General features: G+C 68.4%; 20 protein-coding genes. 14 read left to right on the top strand and 6 right to left on the bottom strand.

The genetic code is table 11. The features are described from left to right. Positions 1 to 191: 191 nt before the first annotated feature. Entirely contained in the window at positions 192 to 2,366 is a 2,175-nt protein-coding gene (locus JWP54_RS05370; protein WP_297368374.1) for an alpha-galactosidase, read from the bottom strand. Positions 2,367 to 2,561: 195 nt separating this feature from the next. Here JWP54_RS05370 and JWP54_RS05365 point away from each other — a divergent pair, with 195 nt between their 5' ends. The 6 genes from JWP54_RS05365 to JWP54_RS05340 are packed head-to-tail and all read left to right on the top strand — an operon-like array spanning position 2,562 to position 10,273. Next, a complete protein-coding gene (locus JWP54_RS05365) occupies positions 2,562 to 4,253 on the top strand; it encodes an ABC transporter substrate-binding protein (RefSeq protein ID WP_297368371.1) in 1,692 nt (563 codons plus the stop codon). 53 nt (positions 4,254 to 4,306) lie between these two features. Beyond that, a complete protein-coding gene (locus JWP54_RS05360) occupies positions 4,307 to 5,296 on the top strand; it encodes an ABC transporter permease (protein ID WP_297368368.1) in 990 nt (329 codons plus the stop codon). Positions 5,297 to 5,310: 14 nt separating this feature from the next. Beyond that, positions 5,311 to 6,348 (top strand): ABC transporter permease, encoded by a 1,038-nt coding sequence (locus JWP54_RS05355; protein WP_297368365.1) that lies wholly within the window; start codon positions 5,311 to 5,313, stop codon positions 6,346 to 6,348. Further along, a complete protein-coding gene (locus tag JWP54_RS05350; RefSeq protein ID WP_297368362.1) occupies positions 6,345 to 7,244 on the top strand; it encodes an ABC transporter ATP-binding protein in 900 nt (299 codons plus the stop codon). Before JWP54_RS05355 ends, JWP54_RS05350 begins: the two co-directional genes overlap by 4 nt. Beyond that, positions 7,241 to 8,140: an ABC transporter ATP-binding protein gene (locus JWP54_RS05345; RefSeq protein ID WP_297368360.1), complete on the top strand. Its 900-nt coding sequence runs from the start codon at positions 7,241 to 7,243 to the stop codon at positions 8,138 to 8,140. The genes JWP54_RS05350 and JWP54_RS05345 overlap by 4 nt, the downstream gene beginning before the upstream one ends. Before the next feature lie 9 nt (positions 8,141 to 8,149). Beyond that, on the top strand, positions 8,150 to 10,273 hold the full coding sequence (locus tag JWP54_RS05340) for a glycoside hydrolase family 36 protein (RefSeq protein ID WP_297368358.1): 2,124 nt from the start codon (positions 8,150 to 8,152) through the stop codon (positions 10,271 to 10,273). Positions 10,274 to 10,313: 40 nt separating this feature from the next. On the opposite strand, the gene JWP54_RS05335 is transcribed toward JWP54_RS05340, so the two are convergent. From JWP54_RS05335 to JWP54_RS05320, 4 genes are read right to left on the bottom strand one after another with little or no spacing between them, the layout of a single operon-like run. Continuing rightward, positions 10,314 to 11,084, bottom strand: coding sequence for an ABC transporter ATP-binding protein (locus tag JWP54_RS05335; protein ID WP_297368355.1), 771 nt, complete (start codon positions 11,082 to 11,084; stop codon positions 10,314 to 10,316). Further along, positions 11,071 to 11,946 carry an ABC transporter ATP-binding protein gene (locus JWP54_RS05330; RefSeq protein ID WP_297368383.1) on the bottom strand — a complete coding sequence of 292 codons (876 nt, stop codon included), beginning with the start codon at positions 11,944 to 11,946 and terminating at the stop codon, positions 11,071 to 11,073. The genes JWP54_RS05335 and JWP54_RS05330 overlap by 14 nt, the downstream gene beginning before the upstream one ends. Before the next feature lie 37 nt (positions 11,947 to 11,983). Then, the gene (locus JWP54_RS05325; RefSeq protein WP_297368380.1) at positions 11,984 to 12,964 is read right to left on the bottom strand and encodes a branched-chain amino acid ABC transporter permease; all 981 of its coding nucleotides are present in this window, start codon (positions 12,962 to 12,964) and stop codon (positions 11,984 to 11,986) included. A 12-nt stretch (positions 12,965 to 12,976) separates the two neighbouring features. Beyond that, entirely contained in the window at positions 12,977 to 14,209 is a 1,233-nt protein-coding gene (locus tag JWP54_RS05320; RefSeq protein ID WP_297368352.1) for a branched-chain amino acid ABC transporter permease, read from the bottom strand. A gap of 310 nt (positions 14,210 to 14,519) precedes the next feature. On the opposite strand from JWP54_RS05320, the gene guaB reads away from it, so the two are divergent. From guaB to JWP54_RS05305, 3 genes are all read left to right on the top strand, one after another. Further along, positions 14,520 to 16,022 (top strand): IMP dehydrogenase, encoded by a 1,503-nt coding sequence (guaB, locus tag JWP54_RS05315; RefSeq protein ID WP_297368350.1) that lies wholly within the window; start codon positions 14,520 to 14,522, stop codon positions 16,020 to 16,022. 102 nt (positions 16,023 to 16,124) lie between these two features. Then, complete coding sequence (locus JWP54_RS05310; protein ID WP_297368377.1) at positions 16,125 to 17,234, top strand: GuaB3 family IMP dehydrogenase-related protein; 1,110 nt, start codon at positions 16,125 to 16,127, stop codon at positions 17,232 to 17,234. Between the two features lie 50 nt (positions 17,235 to 17,284). Continuing rightward, positions 17,285 to 19,009, top strand: a complete 1,725-nt coding sequence (locus JWP54_RS05305) for a glycerol-3-phosphate dehydrogenase/oxidase (protein WP_297368348.1) — start codon at positions 17,285 to 17,287, stop codon at positions 19,007 to 19,009. A gap of 164 nt (positions 19,010 to 19,173) precedes the next feature. Here the strand turns inward: JWP54_RS05305 and JWP54_RS05300 are convergent, their stop codons facing one another. Beyond that, positions 19,174 to 20,148: a hypothetical protein gene (locus tag JWP54_RS05300; protein WP_297368345.1), complete on the bottom strand. Its 975-nt coding sequence runs from the start codon at positions 20,146 to 20,148 to the stop codon at positions 19,174 to 19,176. Between the two features lie 334 nt (positions 20,149 to 20,482). Between JWP54_RS05300 and JWP54_RS05295 the strand changes: the two genes are divergently transcribed. Genes JWP54_RS05295 through guaA form a run of 5 tightly spaced genes read left to right on the top strand, consistent with a single transcriptional unit; the run spans position 20,483 to position 25,313 of the window. Then, positions 20,483 to 21,010: a cation:proton antiporter regulatory subunit gene (locus JWP54_RS05295; protein ID WP_297368342.1), complete on the top strand. Its 528-nt coding sequence runs from the start codon at positions 20,483 to 20,485 to the stop codon at positions 21,008 to 21,010. 3 nt (positions 21,011 to 21,013) lie between these two features. Further along, complete coding sequence (locus JWP54_RS05290; protein WP_297368339.1) at positions 21,014 to 22,369, top strand: cation:proton antiporter; 1,356 nt, start codon at positions 21,014 to 21,016, stop codon at positions 22,367 to 22,369. 5 nt (positions 22,370 to 22,374) lie between these two features. Beyond that, positions 22,375 to 23,184, top strand: coding sequence for an SURF1 family cytochrome oxidase biogenesis protein (locus JWP54_RS05285; protein WP_297368337.1), 810 nt, complete (start codon positions 22,375 to 22,377; stop codon positions 23,182 to 23,184). A 9-nt stretch (positions 23,185 to 23,193) separates the two neighbouring features. Further along, positions 23,194 to 23,631, top strand: a complete 438-nt coding sequence (locus JWP54_RS05280; RefSeq protein ID WP_297368334.1) for a DUF3817 domain-containing protein — start codon at positions 23,194 to 23,196, stop codon at positions 23,629 to 23,631. Beyond that, the gene (gene guaA, locus JWP54_RS05275) at positions 23,628 to 25,313 is read left to right on the top strand and encodes a glutamine-hydrolyzing GMP synthase (RefSeq protein WP_297368331.1); all 1,686 of its coding nucleotides are present in this window, start codon (positions 23,628 to 23,630) and stop codon (positions 25,311 to 25,313) included. Before JWP54_RS05280 ends, guaA begins: the two co-directional genes overlap by 4 nt. Positions 25,314 to 25,498 lie beyond the last annotated feature (185 nt).

Genomic DNA, 25,498 nt, shown 5'->3' with positions numbered 1-25,498 from the left:
GGCTACTCCGGCCCGATCACGTTCGACGAGAACGGCGACCCGACCGACGCGACCATCGGCATCTACGAGTTCGGTGCAGACAACAAGTACACCCGCATCAACTAGCAGTTCCCGCTGACGGCGGCGCCGCCTGCGCCGCCGTCAGCACCAGAAGGGCCCCGGCTTGTGCCGGGGCCCTTCTGCGTGTCCGGTCAGTCCCGGGTGAGGTGGAGCACCACGGCCTGGGCGGGCCACAGCGGCGGAATCTGCAGGCCGACCGTGCCCAGGACCCGGCCGCTGAGGGTCACCTCGCCGTCGGCGAGCCAGGCCGGCGTGGCGAACCCGTGCCGGGCGGGGCCGATCTCCCGGCGTACCCGCACGGTGTACCGGGACTGCGGGTCCAGGCCGTGCAGGCGGATGTGCTCCGGCAGGGAGTCTTCGGTGGTCGCCACGCTGGCGACCGTGTACACCGCGGCGCTGAAGTCGGGCAGCACCGCACCGGTCAGGCGCAGGGCCGCATCGCGCAGGTCGCCGTGCACCGCGGTGCCGGTGTGGATGATGTGGCGCACCTCCTTGTACAGCGCCGCGAAGGCCGTGATCGTCGTCAGCTCCTCCTCGGTGCACTCGGCGATGTTCCACTCGAACCCGGCCGAGCCCATCAGGCTGGTCGCCAGCCGGTAGGAGAGGTCCGTGGCCCGGCCGGAGCTGTGTGCGACCGGGGGACCCACGTGGCCGCCGACCAGCTCGGGCGGCAGCAGCAGCTGGGTCCAGCGCTGAATGTCCTGGCGCTCGACGGGATCGTTGGAATCGCTCGCCCACACCCGGTCGGCCACCGCCATCACGCCGAGGTCGCTGCGCGCGCCGCCGCTGGAGCAGGACTCGATCTCCAGCCCCAGGTGCCGGGATTTCAGCTCGGCGAACAACCGGTACGCGGCTCGGGTCTGTGCGTGTACCCCGAACCGGCCCTCGTGCACGGCCTCGACGAGGTCGCGGTTGTGGTCCCACTTGATGAAGTCGATGCCCAGCTCGGTCACCAGCGCATCCATCTGCCCGAGCACGTGCGCGTACGCCGCGGGGTTGGCGATGTCCAGCACGAACTGGGAGCGCCAGCTCAGCTCGGCCGGAAGATCGATCGCCTCCGGCCGGTGCAGCAGCCAGTCCGGATGCGCCCGGGCCACGTCCGAATCGAGGTTCACCATCTCGGGTTCGAACCACAGGCCGAACTCCATGCCGAGCCTGTGCACGTGGTCGGCAAGCGGGCCGAGGCCGTCCGGCCACACGGCGGGGTCCACCAGCCAGTCGCCGAGGCCCCTGGTGTCGTCCCGACGGGCCATGAACCAGCCGTCATCGAGCACGAACCGCTCGACGCCCACGCGGGCGGCCACCTCCGCCAGGCGCAGCAGGTTCGCCGGATCGTGGTCGAAGTACACCGCCTCCCAGGTGTTCAGCACCAGGGGGCGGGCCCGGCGCGGATGCTGCGGGCGGGCACGCAGGTGCCCGTGGAACCGGGCGGCCAGGCCGTCCAGGCCCGCGCCGGACCAGGCGAAGAAGGCGACGGGGGTCTCGTAGACCGCCCCGGTCTCGAGCACGATCTCGCCGGGGCGCACCAGCTCGCCGGCACCGAGCACGGTCACGAATTCGGGGCCGCGGTCGGTGCGGTAGGTGGTGTCGGCGCTCCAGCCGAGGTGCACGGCCCACAGCTCGCCATCCCGGTCGGCCGGCGGGTTGACGGAGGCGATCAGCAGGGTGGTGGAGTCGTGGCCGCCGCGGCCGCGGCGGGTCTGCCGGGTCACGGATCCGCGGGGGATCGGGGTGGTCTGGGGCACCTTCTCCCGCGTCCAGCGGCCGGAGAACTGGGTGACCCGGTCCACGGCCTTCGGGGCGGGCAGGGTGGCTTCGAGCCAGTGCACGGTGAGCAGGCCGGCCGTGGTGTTGCGCAGCTCGTGGCGCACGGTGATCACGCCGCCGGTCTCGATGCGGAACGAACTGGTGAGCTCGAGCCCGGCGGCCTCGTCGTCGGCGGTGACCACGAGCGTCGGCCTCTCCGCCGTATCCTCCGGCCCGGCCGGGGTAGCCGGGTCCAGGCCAGTGACCCGCCAGCGGGGGAAGACGGGGGCGCCGTCGCGGGTGAGCAGCGTTCCGGGCCGGCCGGGCCAGCCGTCGGACTCCTGCGGCAGGATCGACACCTGCCAGGCGGCGTCCAGCGTGCCGGCGGAACTCTGCCGGCTCACAGCGGCGGAGAGCTGTTCGCGGTCGGTTTCGCTGAGCTCGCCGAGGTCGGCGCCCCAGTGCAGCACCGTCGGCAGGCCGGTGGCCGGCCGCTCCAGGAGGAGGGCGGTTCCCTCCCCTCGGAGCAGCAGGAAACGAGGAAGAGGGGACTCGAGCATGGAAAAGACCTTTCGCGGGATCGGCACTGACCGGGGGCAGGCCCCAGCATAACGACCGGAACATCAATTATCCGAGTTACTTGACTAACTAAATTTAAGGAGCTAGGAATGTCTGTAGGTCGAGCCTCCGTGCCCGGCCGCACCGACAAGGTCGTCTAGGCACAGTGATGTGGCTGGCATGAGAAAGGATCAAAGATGTTCCTGCACAGTTCACGCACGAGGAGCCTGGCCGTGGCGGCCATCGTCGCCGCGGCGGCCCTCGCACTCACCGGGTGCACGTCATCCGGCTCGTCGACCTCATCCGGAACGACGGCCGCGGACACGCTGGTCGCCTACACCGGCCAGTCCGGCGACTACCAGCTCAACTTCAACCCCTACTCGCCGTCCAACATCGGCGGCATCGGCACCATCTTCGAGGGCCTGTTCTTCGTCACCAACGTCAACTCCGACCCGTACACCCCGTTGCTCGGCACCGAGTACACCTGGAACGCCGACGGCACCCAGCTCGACGTCACGCTGCGCGAGGACGTGGAATGGTCCGACGGCGAGGCGTTCACCGCCGACGACGTGGCGTTCACCTTCAACATGCTCCTGGAGACCCCGTCGATCAACACCGGCGGCTTCGACGGCACCGTCACGGCCACCGACGACACCCACGTGAACTTCACCTGGAGCCACCCGGCTTTCGTGGACGGCCCCACGGTGCTCGGCCGCACCTACATCGTCCCCGAGCACATCTGGGCCGACCTCGACCCCACCACCGACGTGATGGAGAAGCCGGTCGGCACGGGCGCGTTCACCCTGACCAACTTCAAGGCCCAGGCGTTCACCCTCAGCGCCAACCCCACCTACTGGGACGGCGAGCCGGCCGTGAAGGCCGTGCGCTACCTGTCCCTGTCCGGCAACACCGCCGGCGCGGATGCGCTCGCCGCCGGAACGATCGACTGGCAGACCGGCCCGGTGCCCGACATCCAGAATGTGGCCACGAACTACCCGGGTTATGACGCCATCACCGTGCCGCAGAACCAGATGGTCCTGGCCACCTGCTCCAGCGCCGAGCTGGGCTGCACCGGCCCGCAAACGGACCCGGCCGTGCGCCAGGCGATCTATTACGCCATCGACCGCGACCAGGCGAACAGCCTGGCCTTCGAGGACACCGCCAGCGAGATCTCCCCGAGCCTGGCCCTGACCACCAGTCAGTCCGACCTGATCTCCAGCGCGCTGGAGGAACCCATCGCCCCGAGCGGAGCCGACACCAAGAAGTCCGACGGGCTGCTCACCGGCGCCGGCTGGGCCAAGGGCGCCGACGGCATCTACGCCAAGGACGGCGAGAAGCTCTCCCTCACCGCCGAGGTGGTCACCGGCTGGACCGACTACATCACGGCCCTTGACACCATGAAGCAGCAGCTGAAGACCGCGGGCATCGACCTCACCGTCGCCCAGTCCTCCTGGAACGAATGGACCGACAAGAAGGGCAAGGGCAACTACCAGCTGGCGATCGACTCGCTCGGCCAGGGCCCGGCATCCGACCCGTATTACCTCTACAACAACTATTTCAGCACCGCGAACACCGCCACCGTCGGCACCGCGGTCTCGCTGAACATCGGCCGGTTCAGCGACCCGGCCGTCGACGCGGCCCTGGCCGTGCTGAAGGGCACCGACCCGGCCGACACCGCCGCCCGGCAGGCCCAGTTCGACATCATCCAGGCGAGCATCGTGCAGGCCCTGCCGTACATCCCGATCATGACCGGCGGCACGACCAGCGAGTTCCACTCGTCGAAGTTCACCGGCTGGCCGACCCTCGACGACCTGTACGCCTTCCCGGCCGTCTGGGCGTCGCCGGACAACTCGCAGATCTACAAGACGCTCGTTCCCACGGGTAAGTAGCCCGGTCCAGCCGTGCCTCTGGAGAAGTTCGTACCTAGACCCAAGGGAATCCGATGAATTACTTTCTGCGAAAGCTTGGCTTCTACGCCATCGCGTTGTGGGCCGCGCTCACGTTGAATTTCCTGATTCCCCGGCTGCTGCCGGGCAACCCGGTGGACATCCTGCTGGCCAAGCTGCAACAGCGTGGCGGCATCGTCACCGCGGAAACCCGGCGTGCGTACGAACTTCTCCTCGGCGGCAACAGCGACCTGCCCTGGATCGCCCAGTACTGGGACTACATCGTGAACGTGTTCCGGGGTGACCTCGGGATCTCGGTCACGTACTTCCCCGCCCCGGTCAGCGAGGTCATCTCAGCCTCACTGCCCTGGACGATCATGCTGGTGGGCATCGCCACCATCCTCTCCACCATCCTCGGCGTGGGCCTGGGCGCCATCGTCGGCTGGAAGCCGGGCACCTGGCTGGACTCCCTGGTGCCGGCGACGACCCTGCTCGCGGCGGTGCCGTACTTCTGGCTCGCCCTGATCCTGGTCTACGCCTTCGCCACCACCTGGCGGCTCTTCCCCGGCCAGGGCGGCTACGACGTGGTGCTCGACCCCGGCTGGAGCCTGGAGTTCATCGGCTCCGCGATCACATACGGCTTCCTGCCGGCGCTGACCATCGTGATCGCCTCCATCGGCGGCTGGCTGCTGGGCATGCGCAACATGATGGTGTCCACCCTCAGCGAGGACTACATCCTCACCGCCGAGGCCAAGGGGCTGCGGAACGGCAAGATCCTGCGCAGCTACGCCGCCCGGAACGCCATGCTGCCCTCGATCGCCGGTTTCGCGATCTCGCTGGGCTTCGTCGTCTCCGGCTCGATCGTCACGGAACAGGTGTTCTCCTACCCCGGTATCGGGTCGAAGCTGCTCACCGCGGTCACCAACAACGACTACGCACTCATGCAGGGGATCTTCCTGTACATCACCCTCGCCGTGCTCGGCGCCAACCTGGTCGTCGACATCCTCTACGGGTTCATCGACCCCCGCACCCGCGCGAGAAGCTGAGAAAAGGGAATCTCATGACCAACCTCACACCGACCACTGAGCCCTCGATCGGGGAAGCCCCCGAACAGCTGGCCGCGGTGGCCGACGCCCTCGGCGAGAAGCCGCGCTCCGCGCTCCGCGCCATGCTGCCCACCCTCACCCCCTGGCTGATCGCCGGGCTGAGCCTGATCGGCGCGATCACGCTGTTCGGCATCATCGGCCCGTTCTTCGTGCAGGACCCCACCATCATCCGCAACATCGGACTCTCCGCCCCGTCGGTCGATCACATCCTCGGCACCACCCAGACCGGGCAGGACGTCTTCGCGCAGCTGGCCTATGCCACCAGGGGGTCCCTCGAAATCGGCCTGCTCGTGGGCGTGCTCGCCACCATCCTGTCCGCATTCTTCGGCATCCTCGGCGCCTACATCGGCGGCTTCACCGACGAGGCCTTCTCGCTGTTCTCCAACGTCTTCCTGGTCATCCCCGGCCTGCCGCTGGTCATCGTCATCTCCGGCTTCGTGCCGCCCAAGCAGCGCGGCCTCTGGACCATCGCCGTGGTGCTGGCCATCACCGGCTGGGCGGCGTCCTCGCGGGTACTGCGGGCGCAGACCATGTCGATCCGCAACCGGGACTATGTCAGCGCCGCCCGGGTGTCGGGCGAGCGGTCGTTCCGGGTCATCGCCGTGGAGATCCTGCCGAACCTGCTGCCCGTGCTCGCCTCCCAATTCGTCTTCGCGGTGATCGCGGCCATCCTCGCGGAGGCCGGCCTGGCCTTCCTCGGCCTGGGCGCGTCGAACTCGTCGACGCTGGGCACCATGTTGTTCTACGCCCAGAACGGCTTCGCCTTGCCACTGGGTGCCTGGTGGTGGTTCATCCCGCCGGGGCTGATCATCGCCCTGTTCGGCACCGGCCTGTCCCTGGTCAACTTCAGCATCGACGAGATCATCAACCCGCGGCTCAAGAACGCCCGGCTCTACCGCAAGCGCCGCAAGGTCGCGCTGCGGAACGCCGCGGCCGGCCCGCGCAGCACGATCACCCCGCCCCGTCAGGCCCCGCCGAGGAGCGCCGCATGACACTCACCGTGAACCCGGCCGTGCCCGGCACACCGCAGACGCCGCCGCCGGTGGTCCTGACCGTGCAGAACCTGACCGTGGTCTACGAGGTCGACCACCCGGTCACCGCCGTCAGGAACGTCAGCCTTGAGCTGGCCCGCGGCGAGATCCTCGGCCTGGCGGGGGAGTCCGGCTGCGGGAAGACCACCCTGGCCTACGCCATCAACCGGTTGCACAGACCGCCGGCCCGCATCGTCGCCGGCGAGGTGACCTTCCACGACAAGGCCGACGGGGACCTCGACCTGCTCACCCTCGGCGACGAGCAGCTGCGCCTGTTCCGCTGGGACAAGCTCTCCATGGTGTTCCAGGGCGCCATGAACGCGCTCAACCCCGTGATCACGGTGCGGGCGCAGCTCGAAGACGTGCTCACCACCCACCGGCCGCAGATGAAGAAGGCCGAGCGGCGGGAGCTCGCGGCCAGCGTGTTGCAGCTGGTGGGCGTGGACCGGTCCCGGCTGGCGTCCTACGCCCACGAACTCTCCGGCGGGATGCGCCAGCGCGTGATGATCGCCATGGCGCTGTTGCTCGAGCCGCAGGTGATGATCATGGACGAACCCACCACGGCCCTGGACGTGGTGGTGCAGCGGGAGATCCTGCGGGAGATCGTGCGCCTCCGCGACGAACTGAACTTCGCGGTGATCTTCATCACCCACGACCTGCCGTTGCTCCTGGAGATCAGCGACCGCATCGCGATCATGCTCGCGGGGGAGATCGTGGAGCTGGACACCGCGACGAACATCTACCGCAACCCGCAGCATCCGTACACCAAGAAGCTGCTCGGCTCCTTCCCCAGCCTCACCGGAGCACGCGGGTCCTTCATCCGCTCCGGCATCAACAACAGTGCGGAGCTCTCATGACGAGTATCGAAGTCACCAACCTCAGCAAGCACTTCGTGCTGCGCGACGGACTCACGCGCACCACCCTCAGGGCCGTCGACCGGGTGTCATTCGACCTCACCCCCGGCCGCACCGTCGCCCTGGTCGGCGAGTCGGGGTCGGGTAAGTCCACGATCGCCCGGATGCTCTCCCGGCTGGAGAAGCCCACCAGCGGGCAGATCACGGTGACCCTGGACGACGGCACCCAGGTGGGCGGCTCCATCTACCGCCGGCACGTGCAGATGGTCTTCCAGGACCCGTTCGCGTCGCTGAACCCGTTCCACTCGATCGAGCATCACATCGCCCGGCCGCTGGTGATCCACCATCGCACGCGGGGGCGCTCGGAGACGCACGACCGGGTGCTGCAGATGCTGGAACGGGTGAACCTCACGCCCGCCGGCGACATGGCGATGCGGCGCCCGCACGAGCTCTCCGGCGGGCAACGCCAGCGGGTCGCGATCGCACGCGCCCTCGCGCCCGGCGCCCAGGTACTCATCGCCGATGAACCGGTGTCGATGCTCGACGTCTCGATCCGGCTCGAGGTGCTCAACCTGATGGCCCGGCTGCAACGCGAGGACAACCTCGCGGTGCTCTACATCACCCACGACCTGGCCACCGCCCGGCACTTTTCGGACGAGATCCTGGTCATGTTCCGCGGCCGGATCGTGGAGCGCGGACCCGCCGATGACGTGATCCTCGACCCGCAGCATCCCTACACGAAGCTGCTGGCGCTCGCGGCGCCAGACCCGGAGCAGGCGGGCAAGATCATCGCCACCGAAACGGCCTTCGACCACAAGAGCATGGACAACCAGTCCACCTACAACCACTACACGAAGGAATGGACCTCCGCCGCCGGCGAGGTCCTCGAGAGGGCCTAGCGCCGGGCCATGACCGAGTTCCACTGGCGCACGGATGCGCTCACCCTCACCTTCGGATGCGACGCCGCGGCACCCGTGGCGCTCCGGTCCCTTCGAACGACCGACGCGTCGGACGCCGGCCCCACCGACCGGCGGTTGGACCAGCCCCTCGTCGAGATCTCCGCGATCGGCCACGGCAGGTTCCCCGGCGGGTTCCGGCACGTGGACACCGTCCTCGGCGCCGCGCTGCGCTACACCGGGCACACCGAGGCCACCGACGGCGACGTCCGCGAGCTGCGCATCGAGCAGCGGGAGGCGGGGACCGGCCTCCGGGTGACCAGCGTGTTCCGCGCCGAAGCGGGCACGGCCGCATTCCAGACCTGGACCGCGGTCGACCTCGAGCTCGGCGCTGACGCTGCCGGCGGCTCGCTCACCCTGGACTTCGTGTCCTCGTTCGCCACCGGCGCGTTCCTCGTCGACACCGGGTGTTCCGTCGACGACTTCGACCTGCTCAGCGGCGAGAACGACTGGGTGGCCGAGAACCGGTGGAGGACGCGGCCCCTTCGCGAGGCCGGCCTCGCCCGGATCGACCGGGACGTGCAGCACCACCCGCCGCGCAGCCGCTGCCTGGTCTCCAACCGGGGGTCCTGGTCGACGGGGGAGCGGCTGCCGACCGGCGCGCTGCTCTGCCGCCGCGCCGACTACGCCCTCGCCTGGCAGGTGGAACACAACGGCCCGTGGAGCTACGAGATCGGCGAGAGCCGGCACGGCGCCTACCTGCTGCTGGCCGGCCCGACCGACCAGGAGAACCAGTGGTCGACCGTGATCTCGCCCGGTCGCGGCTTCACCTCGGTGCCGGCCTCGGTGGGGGTGAGCCGCGGGGGAGTGGACGCAGCGCTCGCCGGGCTCACCGACCAGCGCCGGGCCATCCGGCTGCCCCGCGCCGCGGACGACGCCCTGCCGGTGATCTTCAACGACTACATGAACACCCTGATGGGCGACCCCACCACCGAGAAGCTGCTGCCGTTGATCGATGCGGCCGCGATGGTGGGCGCCGACTACTTCTGCGTCGATGCCGGCTGGTACGCCGAGGGGCACTGGTGGGACACCGTGGGCGCCTGGGAGCCGGCCGCGAGCCGGTTCCCGAACGGGATCACCGAGGTGATCGACCACATTCGCGCCCGCGGCATGGTGGCCGGGCTCTGGCTGGAGCCGGAGGTCATCGGCGTGCACTCCCCGTTGGCCCGGTCACTGCCCGACGACGCGTTCTTCTCTCGCGGCGGCATCCGCGTGGCCGAGCACGGCCGGCACCACCTCGACCTGCGCTCGCCCGCCGCCCGCGCCCACCTCGACGGTGTCGTGGACCGGCTGGTCTCCGACTACGGCGTGGGCTTCTTCAAGATGGACTACAACACCATGGCCGGCCCGGGCACGGATGCCGCCGGCCCGGCCCCCGGCGACGGCCTGCTCGGCCACAACCGCGCGCTGCTCGGCTGGCTCGACGACATCCAGGCCCGGCACCCGCACCTCCTGATCGAGAACTGCGCGTCGGGCGCGATGCGGATGGACTACGCCATGATGAGCCGGCTGCACCTGCAGTCCACCTCCGATCAACAGGACCCGGTGCTGTACGCACCGATCGCCGCCGCCGCGCCCGCGTCGCTGCTGCCGGAGCAGGCCGGCAACTGGGCGTACCCGCAGGCCGGAATGGCCCCGGAATTGTTCACCTTCTCGCTGGTGAACGCCATCCTCGGCCGTATGTACCTCTCCGGGTATATAAACCGGATGAGCGGGGCCGAGGTCGACCTGGTGACCGCGGCCGTGACCGCGCAGAAGGCCGTGGCGGCCGATCTCCGCACCTCACACGCGGTCTGGCCGCTCGGCCTACCCGGCTGGGAGGACCCCTGGGTGGCCCTCGGGCTTACCGCGCCGGGGGATGCGCTGCGCCTGGCGCTCTGGCGCCGACCAGGGTCCGCGGTGAGCGTGGTGGTGCCGCTGCCGGCCTTCGCCGGCCGCGAGCTGGAGGCGGTGCCGTTCTTTCCCGCCCAGCAGCACGGCTGGTCCTGGTCTTGGAACGCCGCCGCCGGGCTCCTCACCGTGACCGTGACCGTGCCGGCCCCCACCGCCCGGGTCCTCTCCCTTCGCCCGCTCTAGCCGCCCACAAACGCGGGGCAGGTCGGTGGTGCGGTGCAGGCTAGTCGTCTTGGCCAAGGGTGCCCAGGTACAGGCCGATCACCTTGGGGTCGTTCAGCAGTTCCCGGCCGGTGCCGGTGTAGGCGTCCCGGCCCTGGTCGAGCACGTACCCGCGGTCGCAGATCTGCAGGCACCGGCGCGCGTTCTGCTCCACCATGATCGTGGTCACGCCGGCCTTGTTGATCTCCTTCACGCGCAGGAACGCCTCGTCCTGGCGCACGGGCGACAGGCCCGCCGAAGGCTCGTCGAGCAGCAGCACGTGCGGGCCCATCATGAGCGCCCGCGACATCGCCACCATCTGGCGTTCACCACCGGAGAGCGACCCGGCCCGCTGGCCGAGGCGCTTGCTCAGTTCGGGGAAGATCTCGGTGACGAACTCGAGCCGCTCGGCCAGGCCCTTGGGCTTCTGGTACATGCCCATCTCCAGGTTCTCCTGGATGGTGAGCGTCGGGAAGACGTTGTTGGTCTGCGGCACGAACCCGACCCCCTTGGAGACCAGCTTGTTGGCCTTGAGATTGGTGATGTTGTCGCCGCGCAACCGGATCTCGCCCTCGCGCACCTTGACCAGGCCGAAGATCGACTTGAGCAGCGTCGACTTGCCGGCGCCGTTCGGGCCGATGATGCCGATCAGTTCACCGTCATAGGCGGTCAGCGAGCATTCGTTGAGGATGTTCACGCCCGGCACATAGCCGGCGGTCACGTTCTTGACCTCGACGACGGCGTTCCGCACGGGGGGCGGGGTCGCGTCGACCAGCGGGCTAGAGTTCGTCATCGAGCAGCTCCTTAATGGCTCCGACATTCTGCTGCCCGGCGTCGGGATCCTCGCCGAGGTCTTCGTCGTGGTGCTGGCCCAGGTACGCGTCGATCACGGCCTGGTTGCGCATCACCTCGTGCGGGTCGCCCTCGGCGACCACCTTGCCCTCGGCCATCACGATGACCCAGTCGGCGATGTGCCGCACCATGTGCATGTCGTGCTCGACGAAGAGCACGCTCATGCCTTCGGCCTTGAGATTGAGGATGTGGTCCAGCAGCGACTGGGTCAACGCCGGGTTCACCCCGGCCATCGGCTCGTCGAGCATCACCAGGGTCGGGTCGCTCATGAGTGCCCGCGCCATCTCGAGGAGCTTCCGCTGCCCGCCGGAGAGGCTGGCCGCGTAGTCGTCCTTCTTGGTGTCCAGCTTGAACCTGGCCAGCAGGTCGAGGGCCTTGACCTTGTTGTGGGCCTCCTGCTGGCGCCAGAGGAACGGCAGCACGGCGCGGAACAGGTTCTCGCCGACCTGCGCCTTCGCGCCGAGCAGCATGTTGTCCATGACGGTGAGCAGGCCCAGCGCCTTGGTGAGCTGGAAGGTGCGCACCTGGCCCATCCGGGCCACCTTGAACGCGGCCATGCCGCCGATCGAGGTGCCCTCGAACGTCCACGAGCCGGTGTCTGGCTTGTCGAAGCCGGTCAGCAGGTTGAACAGCGTGGTCTTCCCCGCGCCGTTCGGCCCGATCAGGGCGGTGATGGCGCCGCGGGGGATCTCGAGGTGCTCGACATCCACCGCCTTGAGGCCGCCGAAGGTGCGGCTGACGCCGTCGACGACGAGGATCGGGTCTTTCTTCTTGCACCCGGGGACGGCCTCGCCGATGTGCATTCCGACGGTCTTGACGGGCTTGGCGGTGGGAACGGTGTTATTTGACAAAAGCCAGCTCCTTCTTGTTTCCGAAGATGCCCTGCGGTCGGTAGATGACTATGAGCATGATCGCCACACCCACCAGGATGAAGCGCAACTGTCCGGCCTGGATGCTCGACATGAACGGCAGCCAGCCGGCCTCGACGGCCCGGGCGATGAAGCCGGAGAAGAACGACAGCAGCACCCAGAAGATCATCGAGCCGATGACCGGCCCGAGGATGGTCGCGGCACCACCGAGCAACAGGATCGCGTAGACGAAGAACGTGAGGCTCGTCTGGTAGTTCGACGGAACCACGGCCCGGGGCAGGACGAAGATCATGCCGGCGATCGTGCCGAACACGCCGCCGAGGATCAGCGACTGCATCTTGTACGCGTAGACGTTCTTGCCGAGCGCGCGCACGGCGTCCTCGTCTTCCCGGATGCCCTTGATCACGCGACCCCACGGGCTGCGCATGATCTGCCAGGTGAACAGGCAGGCCAGGATCACGATGGTCCAGGCCACGATGCGCAGCCACCAGTCGTAGGCGTTGTACTCGAACGGGCCGAAGCCGTAGGTGCCGGCGGGAATCGGGTTGAGGTCGGCGAAGCCGCCCTTGTAGCCGCTGAGCCCGTTGGCGGACCCGGTGACAGGCTGGAAGGTGTTCGTCGTGAACAGCAGCCGCACGATTTCCGCGGCCGCGATCGTCACGATCGCCAGGTAGTCCGCCCGCAACCGCAGGGTGGGTATGCCCAGGATCAGGGCGAAGACCACGGATGCGCCGATACCGACCAGCACGGACGCCCAGACCGGGAATCCGAAGGTCAGGGTCGAGATGGCGTACCCGTAGGCGCCCAGGGCCATGAAGCCGGCCTGGCCGAAGTTGAGCAGGCCGGTGTAACCGAAGTGGACCGCCAGCCCCAGCGCCGCGAGGGCGTAGGCGGCGGTGGTCGGGCTGATCAGCTCGACGGCCGCGTTGCTAAAGATTGCTCCCCAGTCGATCATCGTCAGCCCCTAGCCAATTCTCTCTTTGCGACCCAGGATGCCTTGCGGCCGAAGCAGCAGCACCAGGATCAAAACGACAAGTGCGCCGACGTACTTGAGGTCGGATGGGAGCCAGAGCGTCGACAGTTCGACGAACAGGCCCACGATGATGGAGCCCACCAGGGCGCCGAACGCGGTGCCGAGACCGCCGAGGGTCGTGGCCGCGAAGACCAGCAGCAGGATCTGGAAACCCATGTCCCAGCTGACGCCCGGCCGGAAGTACGCCCAGAGCACACCGGACAGGCCGGCGAGCGCTCCGCCGACGATCCAGACGATGCGGATGACGCCGTCGACGTCGATGCCGCTCGCGGAGGCCAGGCTGGGGTTGTCTGAGACGGCGCGGGTGGCCTTTCCGATGCGGGTGCGCAGCAGGAAGTACGACACCGCCAGCAGCACGACGACGCTGATCCCCATGCTCCACAGGTCGATCGGGGAGAGCGAGATCGGCCCGAACTTCAGGTCGGCCATGCCGGATCCGGGCAGCTGGCTGGTGCCGCCGCCGTAGAAGAGCTGGAAGATGTACCGCAGCGCCAGCGACAGGCCGATGCTGACGATCATCAGCGGGATCAACCCCACGCCCTTCTTCCGCAATGGTTTCCAGATCGCCGCATCCAGCCCGTAGCCGAGGGCGCCGCTGAGCACGATGGCCACCACGATCGCAATCCAGATCGGCAGGCCCATGGTGACGGAGAGGGTGAGTGTGGCCAGGGCGCCGAAGGTGATCATCTCCGCGTGGGCGAAGTTGCTCAGCCCGGTGGTACCGAAGATCAGCGACATTCCGATCGCAGCCAGCGCCAGCAGCAGCCCGAAGTTCAGCCCGTTGACGAACCGGTTGACGAACTGGTCGAAGAAGCTCACCGTGGTGCGCTCTCCCTCACCGAGGAAGAAGTTCACCGATTTGACCTTGGTCAGGCCGAACTCGGCTTCGATCTCGGAGCCGCCCTTGGCGACCACCACGCCCTTGGGCAGGGTGTCCTCGTCGAGGGCGACCGTGTAGGTCTCCTTCTCCGGCACGCCGATGCGCCACTTGCCGTCGGCGTCGGTGACCACTTCGGCCTCGTAGCCCGATCCGTCAACGGAGATGAGCACGTCTTCGATGGGTTCACCATCGAATTGCACGTTGCCCGAGAGGACGTAGTCGTATTGGTCCGTGTTGATCTCGTCGGCGTGAGCCGCTCCCGCGCCGAGCGTGGAAAAGGTCACAGCGGTGAGAAGCAGGCCGAGTGACAGCACCAACGATCTCGGTGAAAATTTGCGAACAGCGTGTGTATTGCTCACTGCACCTCCAGGGCGGCACCGTCGGTGCGTATTCGAGCTGGCACGGACTTGCCCGCCAGCGACGTTGCTGACAGTACGTGCCGATTATGTCGCATATGTTTCGTACCCCGATCAATGGCGATCGATTTCGGATCGCGGAATGCGCCGGGCCTTCTGTCGCTTAACATTGATTACCGGTTACATCTCTTGGATTTCCGGACCTTTTCCCCAATCCTAAGAATGCAAAAGAGGTTTCATGGATCAGCCAGATCCCTTCGGTTTCACCGGGCTCACCTACGACGATGTGCTCCTGCTACCGGGTCACACCGACGTCATTCCGAGTGAGGCCGAGACAAAGTCCCGGCTAACCCGCAGAATCAGCGTTGCGACTCCGCTGCTCTCCGCCGCGATGGACACCGTCACCGAGACGCGCATGGCCATCGCCATGGCCCGGGAAGGCGGCCTGGGCATCCTGCACCGCAACCTGTCGATATCCGACCAGGCCGAGCAGGTCGACCTCGTCAAGCGCAGCGAATCCGGCATGATTACCAATCCGGTAACGACTTCGCCCGATGCCACCGTTGCCGAGGTGGATGCCATCTGCGGCCAGTTCCGCATCAGCGGCCTGCCGGTCGTCGACAACGACGGGGTGCTCGTGGGCATCATCACCAACCGCGACATGCGTTTCGTCTCGGCCGTGGCCAAGCACACCACCCGGGTCCGCGAGGTCATGACGACGTCGCCGCTGATCACCGGCAAGGTGGGCATGGCCCCCATGGACGCCGTTGCCATCTTCGCCACGCACAAGATCGAGAAGCTGCCGCTCGTCGACGAGTCCGGTCGGCTGACCGGCCTGATCACCGTCAAGGACTTCGACAAGAGCGAGGAATTCCCGAACGCCACCAAGGACGACGCCGGACGCCTCCGCGTCGGCGCGGCCATCGGTTTCTTCGGTGACGCTTGGCGCCGGGCATCCGCCCTGCTCGAGGCCGGCGTCGATGTGCTCGTCGTCGACACCGCCAATGGCGACAGCGCCGGCGTGCTGGAAATCATCCGCAAGCTCAAGTCCGACAAGGCGTTCGCCGACGTCGACATCATCGGCGGCAACGTCGCCACCCGTTCCGGCGCGCAGGCGCTCATCGACGCGGGCGCGGATGCCATCAAGGTGGGCGTGGGCCCCGGCTCGATCTGCACCACCCGCATCGTCGCCGGCGTGGGCGTGCCCCAGGTCACCGCCGTCTACCAGGCGTCGCTCGCCGCGCGGGAGACCGGCGTTCCGGTGATCGCCGACGGCGGCCTGCAGTACTCCGGTGACATCGCCAAGGCGCTCGTCGCCGGCGCGGACACCGTCATGCTCGGCTCCCTGCTCGCCGGCTGCGACGAGAGCCCGGGGGAGCTCGTCTTCGTCAACGGCAAGCAGTTCAAGACCTACCGCGGCATGGGGTCGCTGGGGGCCCTGCAGTCCCGCGGCACCAAGACGTCGTACTCCAAGGACCGCTACTTCCAGTCGGATGTGCCCAGCGACGACAAGCTGATCCCCGAGGGCATCGAGGGCCAGGTGCCCTACCGTGGTCCGGCATCCGCCGTCGCGTACCAGCTCATCGGTGGCCTGCGCCAGTCGATGTTCTACGTGGGAGCCCGCACCATCGATGAGCTCAAGCAGAAGGGCAAGTTCGTGCGGATCACCTCCGCCGGCCTGAAGGAGAGCCACCCCCACGACGTCCAAATCGTGGTCGAGGCCCCCAACTACCGCCGCTGACCCCTCCCGAGCCGTGAGCCACGCCCCGAAAATCTCGAATTTTCGGGGCTTTTCTCACGGTTCGGCGGCTAATTGGGGTGCCACTAAACTGGGCGGGTGAGTATGGAAATCGAGATCGGCCGGTCCAAGCGCGCACGGCGCGTATACGCCTTCGACGACATCGCGGTGGTGCCCTCCCGGCGTACCCGTGACCCGGAGGATGTGTCGGTCGGCTGGTCCATCGACGCGTACCAGTTCGACATCCCCTTCCTCGCCGCCCCCATGGACTCCGTGGTGTCCCCGACGACCGCGATCATGATGGGCCAGCTCGGCGGCCTGGGCGTGCTCGACCTCGAGGGCCTCTGGACCCGGTACGAGAACCCGGAGCCGTTGCTCGCCGAGATCCGCGAGCTTTCGGTCGAGACGGCCACCGCCCGCATGCAGGAGATCTACGCCGAGCCGATCAAGCCGGCCCTCGTCACCGAGCGGCTCGCCGAGATCCGCGCCGCCGGCGTCACCGTCGCCGGCGCCCTGTCGCCCCAGCGCACCCAGGAACTGTACGAGACCGTCGTCGCCGCCGGCGTCGACCTGTTCGTCATCCGCGGCACCACGGTCAGCGCCGAGCACGTCTCCCGCAACCAGGAGCCGCTGAACCTCAAGAAGTTCATCTACGACCTCGACGTGCCCGTCATCGTCGGCGGCGCCGCCACGTACACCGCGGCCCTGCACCTGATGCGCACCGGCGCGGCCGGTGTGCTCGTCGGCTTCGGCGGCGGCGCGGCCTCCACCACCCGCACGAGCCTCGGCATCCACGCCCCCATGGCCACCGCCGTGGCCGACGTCGCCGGCGCCCGCCGCGACTACATGGACGAGTCCGGCGGCCGCTACGTGCACGTCATCGCCGACGGGGGCCTGAGCACCTCCGGCGACATCGTCAAGGCCATCGCCTGCGGTGCGGATGCCGTGATGCTCGGCACCGCCCTGGCCCGCGCCACCGACGCCCCTGGCGGCGGCTTCCACTGGGGCGCAGAGGCGCACCACTCGCAGCTGCCCCGCGGCCGGCGCGTGGAGGTCGGCACCGTCGCCCCACTCGAGGCGATTCTGTACGGACCGGCATCCGCCGCCGACGGCACCGCCAACCTGGTCGGCGCCCTGCGCCGCTCGATGGCCACCACCGGCTACAGCGGAATCAAGGAATTTCAGCGGGTCGAGGTAGTTGTCGCGCCGTACTGAGTGAACTAGCTTCAAAAGCAGGCACCACCGATGTTGATGGGAGTTTGCAGATGACGCACGATAATTCGGTGACACGGTCCAACAAGCTTGGGCCCGAGGAACGCGCGGCGGCGATCGAGCGGCTGAAGGCGAAGGAAGTCGACATCCTCGTCGTCGGCGGCGGGATCGTCGGCACTGGCGCCGCCCTGGATGCGGTCACCCGCGGGCTGAGCGTGGGCATCCTGGAGGCACGCGACTGGGCGTCCGGCACCTCCAGCCGGTCGTCGAAGCTCGTGCACGGCGGCATCCGCTACCTCGAACAACTCGACTTCCGCCTGGTGCGCGAGGCCCTCACCGAGCGCGGCCTGCTGCTGAAGACCATCGCCCCGCACCTGGTCAAGCCGGTGCGGTTCCTCTACCCGCTGAAGAAGCGCGTCATCGAACGTGCCTACGTGGGCGCCGGCATGCTGCTCTACGACGTGCTGTCGTACCTCGGCGGCCGCCCCGGGGTGCCGCACCACAAGCACCTCAGCCACCGTCAAGTGCAGAAGCTGGTGCCGAGCCTGAACAACAAGGCGCTCGTGGGCGGCATCACCTACTACGACGCCCAGGTGGATGACGCCCTCTACGTGGCCTCCCTGGCCCGCACCGCATCGTTCTACGGTGCCCACGCCGCCAGTCGGGTGCGGGTGGAAGGCTTCATCAAAGTGGGTGAGCGGGTGGTGGGCGTTCAGGCGCACGACCTGCAGACCGGTGAACGGTTCGCGGTACGCGCCAAGCAGGTGGTGAACGCCACCGGCGTCTGGACCGACGACACCCAGCGGATGGTCGGCGAACGCGGCACCTTCAAGGTGCGCGCCTCCAAGGGCATCCACCTGGTCGTGCCGCGGGACCGGTTCCAGTCGGCGATGGGCCTGCTGCTGCGCACCGAGAAGAGCGTCCTGTTCGTCATCCCCTGGGGCCGGCACTGGCTGATCGGCACCACCGACACCGACTGGCACCTCGACAAGGCGCATCCGGCCGCGACCGCCGCCGACATCGACTACCTGCTCGAGCACGTCAACGCGGTGCTCGCGGTGCCGTTGACCCGGGAGGACGTCGAAGGCGTCTACGCGGGGCTGCGGCCGTTGCTGGCGGGGGAGAGCGAGCAGACCTCGAAGCTCTCCCGTGAACACCTCGTCGGGCACTCGGTGCCGGGCCTGGTCGTGATCGCCGGCGGCAAGTGGACCACCTACCGGGTGATGGCCAAGGACGCCATCGACGCGGCCGTCGACGCGATGGACGACCTGGTGCCGCCGTCGACCACGAAGGAGATCCCGCTGCTCGGCGCCCAGGGCTACCGGGCGGCGTGGAACAAGCGCAGCAAGATCGCCCACGCCTTCAACCTGCACACCGTGCGGATGGAGCACCTGCTCAACCGCTACGGCACGCTCACCGACGAGTTGCTCGACCTGATCAAGGCGGCGCCCGAACTGGCCGACCCGCTGCCCGGCGCGGATGACTACATCCAGGCCGAGGTGGTCTATGCCGCCACCCACATGGGTGCGCTGCACCTCGAGGACGTGCTCGCCCGGCGCACCCGCATCTCGATCGAGGCCTGGGACCGCGGCGTGTCCGCGGCGCCGGTCGCGGCCCGGCTGATGGCGGGGGTGCTCGGTTGGGACGCGGAACGGGAGGAGAGCGAGGTGTCCCACTACCTCAAGCGCGTCGCCGCTGAGCGCGCCTCGCAGACCCAGCCGGACGACGAGTCCGCCGACAGGGTGCGGCTGGAGGCGCCCGACATCGTCGCGAACTGAGTCCGTCCGCGGGGCCGCGCGGGTCGCAGCGGCGATGGCTGACTGCACCTCCTGTAGCCGGATGAGCCTCCTATAGCGGGGTCATCCAGCCATCCGGGGCGCGGCGACCCTCGCGGACCGCAGTGCCCCCAGCCACTCGCGGCGCAACGCCGGCGGTTTCAGTCTTACCGCGCCCGGGGGATGCCGTTACGAGTGAGGAGGTCGCCGAGCGCCGGGAGGGAGGTGGCGATAGGCCAGTCCCAGCGGAAGACGCTGAATCCGAAGGCGCGAAGTCGGTCTTCCCGGATCTTTTCGGCGATAACGACGTCGGCGGTGGAGCGCCCGCCGGTGAACTCGGAGCGCAGATACTTGCCGAGCCCGTCAAATTCGCCGACGGAGCCCACCGTGCGCCAGAAGAAGTCCGTGTACCCGACCAGGCCGTCGCGATCCCAGTGCGGCACTTGGAGCTCGGGCAGGAGAAAGCCCAGCATGAAGATGCCGGCGCGGCTGATGGACTCCCCAGTCGACCCTGAGAGCGGTGACGCGAACTCCAGCACCCGCCGCGCCGCCGTGCGGCCGGGAACTCGGCCGAGCTGGGCGAGGGCCCGTTCGAGTTCCGCCATGGTGGTCAAGGCGTGGCCGTCGCGGGATTCGTGGATGGCCTTGTCCATCACCGCCACCGCTTGGCCGAACCGAAGCACTCTCGCCAGGGTCACCGCTGTGGCAGCGACGGAGGTCACGCGAAGTCCATCCTGCACGGTGACGTCGAGGTCGTGTTCCTGCGTATGGTGCACCACGCCGTGGCGAGAGCGACCTCCAGCCGCGGCTGCGTGGGAGACGTGGATCTCGGTGGGCCACGGACCTACGCTCGGAAGGCCCCAGAGTGCGGCGGCCGAGACGTGCGAATACACCGCGGGGTCCACCGCGACAGCGGCGTGAGCGTGGATGCGCCGGAGGTAGCGCTCATCCGCCCCGAGGGCATCCCACTCGGCGGCGGGTACATACACGCCGCGGCGGAGACGGACGACGCTTCGACGATCGAACTCCCGGCGGAGCTCGTGCTGGAGGCCAACTCGCGCCGCGTCGCTGGCGAGGATGAGTCCGCTGTGGCCGGACAGCGCTGCGAGAACCTGCACGGTAGCCGAGGTAGTGGTGTCCATGCCGCGAGACTTGCAGAATGCGGGGAGCGTGAGGGCAGGAGAGGGAGATCTGTGCACTTTCGCCACCGTCGATCGGCTGTGGAATGCGGAGCCTCTCATCGACCGCGCCCGCTCTGGCCAGATGCGCCCCTTTGGGCGGCCACGTCCCCTGGGTGCGCCTCGAGTGGCTGGAAGTGCCCCCTATAGCGGGCTCATCGGGCTACAGGGGTGCACCTCACGCCGCCACGACCAGGCTCGAGCCGAGCGGCAGCGCCGCCGGCCTCCGAGCCGGTCAACCGACACACAGCCTCCGGTAGAATGGCTGGACCGCCCACAATCCTTCAGGAGTCGCACCATGGTTGACGTTCGACGGGTCAAGCTCCCCGGTGTGGGTGTGCTGCACACCTTCATCACCGACGACGGCGGCAAGGTCGGCGTGATCGCGCACCGCTCGGGTCACAGCGACCTGATCACCTTTGCCGACGACGAGGGCGGCCCCGACGCCAGCAAGGTGTCGTTGCGCCTGAGCGAGGACGAGGCGCACACCCTCGCCGAGCTGCTCGGCGGCACCCAGATCACCGAGTCGCTCACCGCGCTCGACCAGATCCCCGGGCTCAGCATCGACTGGTTCACCGTGGACTACGAGGACCATATCGCCGGCCAGCCCCTGGGCAACCCCGCCGAACGCGGCATCGCCGGGCTCACCGTCGTCGCCGTCGTGCGCGGCGAGTCCGCCAACCCCGCGCCCGCACCCGACTTCAAGGTTTTCCCCGGCGACACGCTCGTCGTGGCCGGCTCCCCCGAGAAGGTGGCGAAGGCGTTCGCGTTCTTCCGCACCGGTGCGATCCAGGCCAAGCCCGTCGACGCGCCGCCTGGAGGGTAGTCGATGAACCTCGGTGAAGATCTCCTCACCCTGGGCATCCTGCTCGTGGTTGCCTACGTCCTCGGCCGATTGGGCAAGCTGATCGGCTTGCCGTCGATCCCGATCTACATGATCGTGGGCCTGCTGGCCAGCCCGTACAGCGGTTGGTTCCCGCTCGACTTCCATTCGGCCGACATTGAGTTGATCGCGGTCTTCGGGCTGATCCTGCTCCTGTTCAGCCTCGGTCTCGAATTCGACCAGGATGCCTTCTTCGGCGACGCCGGAAAGCTGCTGATCTCCGGCGGCTCCTGGATCCTCATCAACATGGGTGCCGGCTTCGCGTTCGGGCTGATGGTGGGTTGGGGGACCCGGGAGGCCCTCGTGATCGCCGGCATGACCGGCACCTCGTCGAGCGCCATCATCACGAAGCTGCTCATCGAACTGCGCCGGCTGGCGAACAAGGAGACGCCGATGATCCTTGGCGTCACCGTCGTCGGTGACATTTTCATCGCCGTCTACCTCGCCATCGTCTCCGTCGTGCTCAGCGGCAAGACCGAGATCTGGCCGATCGTGCTGCAACTGGGCATCGCGTTCCTGTTCCTCGTGGTGATGTTCGCCGTCGCCCGGTGGGGCGGCCGGGTCGTATCGCGGCTGATGCGCACCAAGGACGACGAACTGTTCACCATCCTGTTCTTCGGCCTGGCCGTGCTCTTCGCCGGCATCGGCGAGATCATCGGCGTGACCGACGCGATCGGCGCGTTCCTGATCGGCGTGGTGCTCGGCGCCAGCACCTACCGGGGCCGCATCGAACGGGTCGCCGTGCCGTTGCGCGACGTGTTCGGCGCGTTCTTCTTCCTCAACTTCGGCCTGGCACTGAACGTGGCCGAGTTCTGGCCGGTGATCGGCATCGTCGGCATCGCCATCGTGATGACCTTCGTGCTCAGCCTGGGCTCGGGCATGCTGCTGGCCCGGATGCACCAGATGGGTGTGCGGGAAGGCCTGAACACCGCGGCCATCTTCGTCAACCGCGGCGAGTTCACCCTGATCCTGGCGACCCTCTCGGTCAGCGCGGGGCTCGACCAGCGGCTGCAGCCGTTCGCCGGCCTCTACGTGCTGACCATGGCGATCCTCGGCCCGCTCTTCACGGCCAACTCCGAGAAGATCGGCGCCGCGATCAATCGCCGGTCCAAGGCCGCGCATCCGCCCGTTCGCACCCCGGAGCGCGACGCCATGCGCGCCGAGGAGATTGCGCTCGTCGAGGCGGTCACCAACGAAAAGGAAACCGGCGACCCGATGATGGACTTCATCTCCGATACCTACCCGACCGCGAAGAAGGCCGACAAGCCGACCGCGGACGACCAGGCGGGGGACTACTCATGATCCGCATGATGCTGCGCCCCCGGTGGATCGCCGCCCTGCTGCTGGCCCTGGCCATCGCCGCCGCATTCGCGCTGCTCGGCCAGTGGCAGCTGGACCGGGCCATCTCCTCCGGTCAGGTCGTGGAACGCACCACCGAGACCGTGCAGCCGCTGACCGAGACGGTGGCGCCGGATGGCCCGCCCGCGCAGGTCGCGGAGGGCCAGATGGTCGAGACCACCGGCTCCTACGTGCCGGGCGACGAGCAGATCATCAGCGGCCGGCACAACGGCGGCGTGAGCGGCTTCTGGATCGTCAGCCACTTCGTCACCAACGAGGGCGCCAGCATCGCCGTCGCCCGCGGATGGACCGCCGACGCCGACCGGGCCGCCGCCGTGCGCGAACGGCTCGCCACCGAGATGACGATCCAGTCGCTTCAGCCCCTCACCGGCCGCTTCCTCTCCTCCGAAGCGCCGGAGGTGCCCGACGACGACGTCGACCCGCACACCATGACCACCGTCTCCACGGCGGCGCTGATCAACCTGTGGGCGAACTGGGACGACCAGTCCGTCTACCAGGGCTACATCGTGGATGCGACCGCACCGGACGGCCTGACCGCGATCGACTCCCCGGAGCCGGTCGTCGAGGTGCCCCTGAACTGGCTGAACATCTTCTACGCGGCCGAGTGGGCAGTGTTCGCCGGCTTCGCCGTGTTCCTCTGGTACCGCCTGGTGCGAGACGCCTGGGAGCGCGAGACGGAAGAGGCGGAGATCGCCGCCGCATCCGCCGCCGGCGCGAACGCCGCCGACACCGACCGGCCCCGCGCCACGGCCCCGTAGAATTAGCCCATGCCACTTGAACCCAAGCCTGCCGACCTGCCCAGAATCCCCGGTGCGCTGAAGCTGTACCAGGTCTCATCGATCATCACCGGTGTCTTCCTGCTGCTGCTCTGCATCGAGGTCATCCTGAAGTTCGTCTTCCAGTACGAGATCGAAGTGGGCGGCCCCAACGGCTTCGTGGCCCTCGTGGTCCGGGACACCGTGACCGCGTTCAACCTCAGCACCGCGATCCTGATCGTGCACGGCTGGTTCTATGTCCTGTACCTGTTCGCCGACTTCCGCCTCTGGAGCATCATGCGCTGGCCCTTCCCCACCTTCCTGCTGATCGCCCTCGGTGGCATCATCCCGTTCCTGTCCTTCTTCCTCGAGGTGCGGATCGGCAACCGGGTCAAGTCCTACCTCGCCGCGCACTCCGCGGCCCCTCTTGAGAGCGGAGCCCGCGCATGAGCATCGGAAACCCCATGGACGTCGTGGGCGCCGACGGCGCCGAGGGCGCTGAGGGCCTGGAGAACCTGCTCGGCACCGAGGAGGGCATCGCCTCGGCCGAACCCCTCGCCAGCGACATCAGCCGCCCGGTCCTCGTGGTGGACTTCGGCGCGCAGTACGCGCAGCTGATCGCTCGGCGGGTGCGCGAGGCATCCGTCTACTCGGAGATCGTGGCGCACTCGATCACCGCCGCTGAGGTCACCGAGAAGAACCCGATCGGCATCGTGCTCTCCGGCGGGCCCTCCAGCGTCTACGCGGACGGCGCTCCCAGCTTCGACCCGGCGATCTTCGACCTCGGCATCCCGGTGCTGGGCATCTGCTACGGCTTCCAGGTGATGGCCACCGCCCTCGGTGGCGAGGTCGCGCACACCGGCCAGCGCGAGTACGGCTCCACCCCGGTGGTCGTCGGCAACAGTTCCAACGCGCTGCTCGCCGACCAGCCCGTGGACCAGACGGTGTGGATGAGCCACGGAGACTCCGTCTCCAAGGCCCCCGACGGCTTCACGGTGCTGGCGTCCACCGTCTCCACCCCGGTCGCGGCGTTCGCCAACGACGAGCGCCGGCTCTACGGCGTGCAGTGGCACCCCGAGGTCAAGCACTCCGCGCACGGCCAGCACGTGCTGGAGAACTTCCTGCACCGCGCCGCCGGCATCCCCGCCGACTGGAACAGCGGCAACGTCATCACCGAGCAGGTCGCCAAGATCCGCGCCCAGGTCGGCACCGGCAAGGTCATCTGCGGCCTCTCCGGCGGCGTCGACTCCGCCGTCGCGGCAGCCCTCGTGCACAAGGCCATCGGCGACCAACTCGTCTGCGTGTTCGTCGACCACGGCCTGCTGCGCCAGGACGAGCGCCGCCAGGTCGAGGAGGACTACGTCAAGGCCACGGGCATCCGCCTGGTCACCGTCGACGTGCGTGAGCAGTTCATCCAGGCGCTGGCCGGGGTCAGCGACCCGGAGACCAAGCGCAAGATCATCGGCCGCGAGTTCATCCGCACCTTCGAGCAGGCCCAGGCCGAACTCATCAAGGAAGCCGCGGAGATCGACGGCGACCCGATCCGCTTCCTCGTGCAGGGCACCCTGTACCCCGACGTGGTCGAGTCCGGCGGCGGCAGCGGCACCGCGAACATCAAGAGCCACCACAACGTGGGCGGCCTGCCCGAGGACCTGCAGTTCGAGCTCGTCGAGCCGCTGCGCGCCCTGTTCAAGGACGAGGTGCGGGCCATCGGCGCCGAGCTGGGCCTGCCCGCCGAGATCGTGCAGCGGCAGCCGTTCCCCGGACCGGGCCTGGGCATCCGCATCGTCGGCGAGGTCACCCAGGAGCGCCTGGACCTGCTGCGCACGGCGGATGCGATCGTGCGCGCCGAACTGACCGCCGCGGGCCTGGACGGCGAGATCTGGCAGTGCCCCGTCGTGCTGCTCGCCGATGTGCGCTCGGTGGGCGTGCAGGGCGACGGCCGCACCTACGGGCACCCGATCGTGCTGCGCCCGGTCTCCAGCGAGGACGCCATGACGGCCGACTGGACCCGGCTGCCGTACGACCTGCTCGCCAAGATTTCCAACCGCATCACCAACGAGGTCGACGGGGTGAACCGCGTGGTGCTCGACGTCACGTCGAAGCCGCCGGGGACCATCGAATGGGAGTAGTCGCCTCGCCGCTCCCGTAGTACCCGGAAGCACCCTGCCCGAGCGGCAGGGTGCTTCCGTCGTTGACCCGTCGTGGCGCCGGGCGCCGGGCGCCGCGCGATGCGCGTCGGTGCCGGCACCAGCGGGGCCGTGCGCGCCGAACTGACCGCCGCGGGCCTGGACGGCGAGATCTGGCAGTGCCCCGT

The sequence above is a fragment of the Cryobacterium sp. genome (genome assembly GCF_025463825.1).
Classification (GTDB): Bacteria; Actinomycetota; Actinomycetes; order Actinomycetales; family Microbacteriaceae; genus Cryobacterium.
The sequence above is the reverse complement of the archived record's forward strand: the minus strand, read 5'-3'. Positions and strand labels throughout refer to the sequence as shown.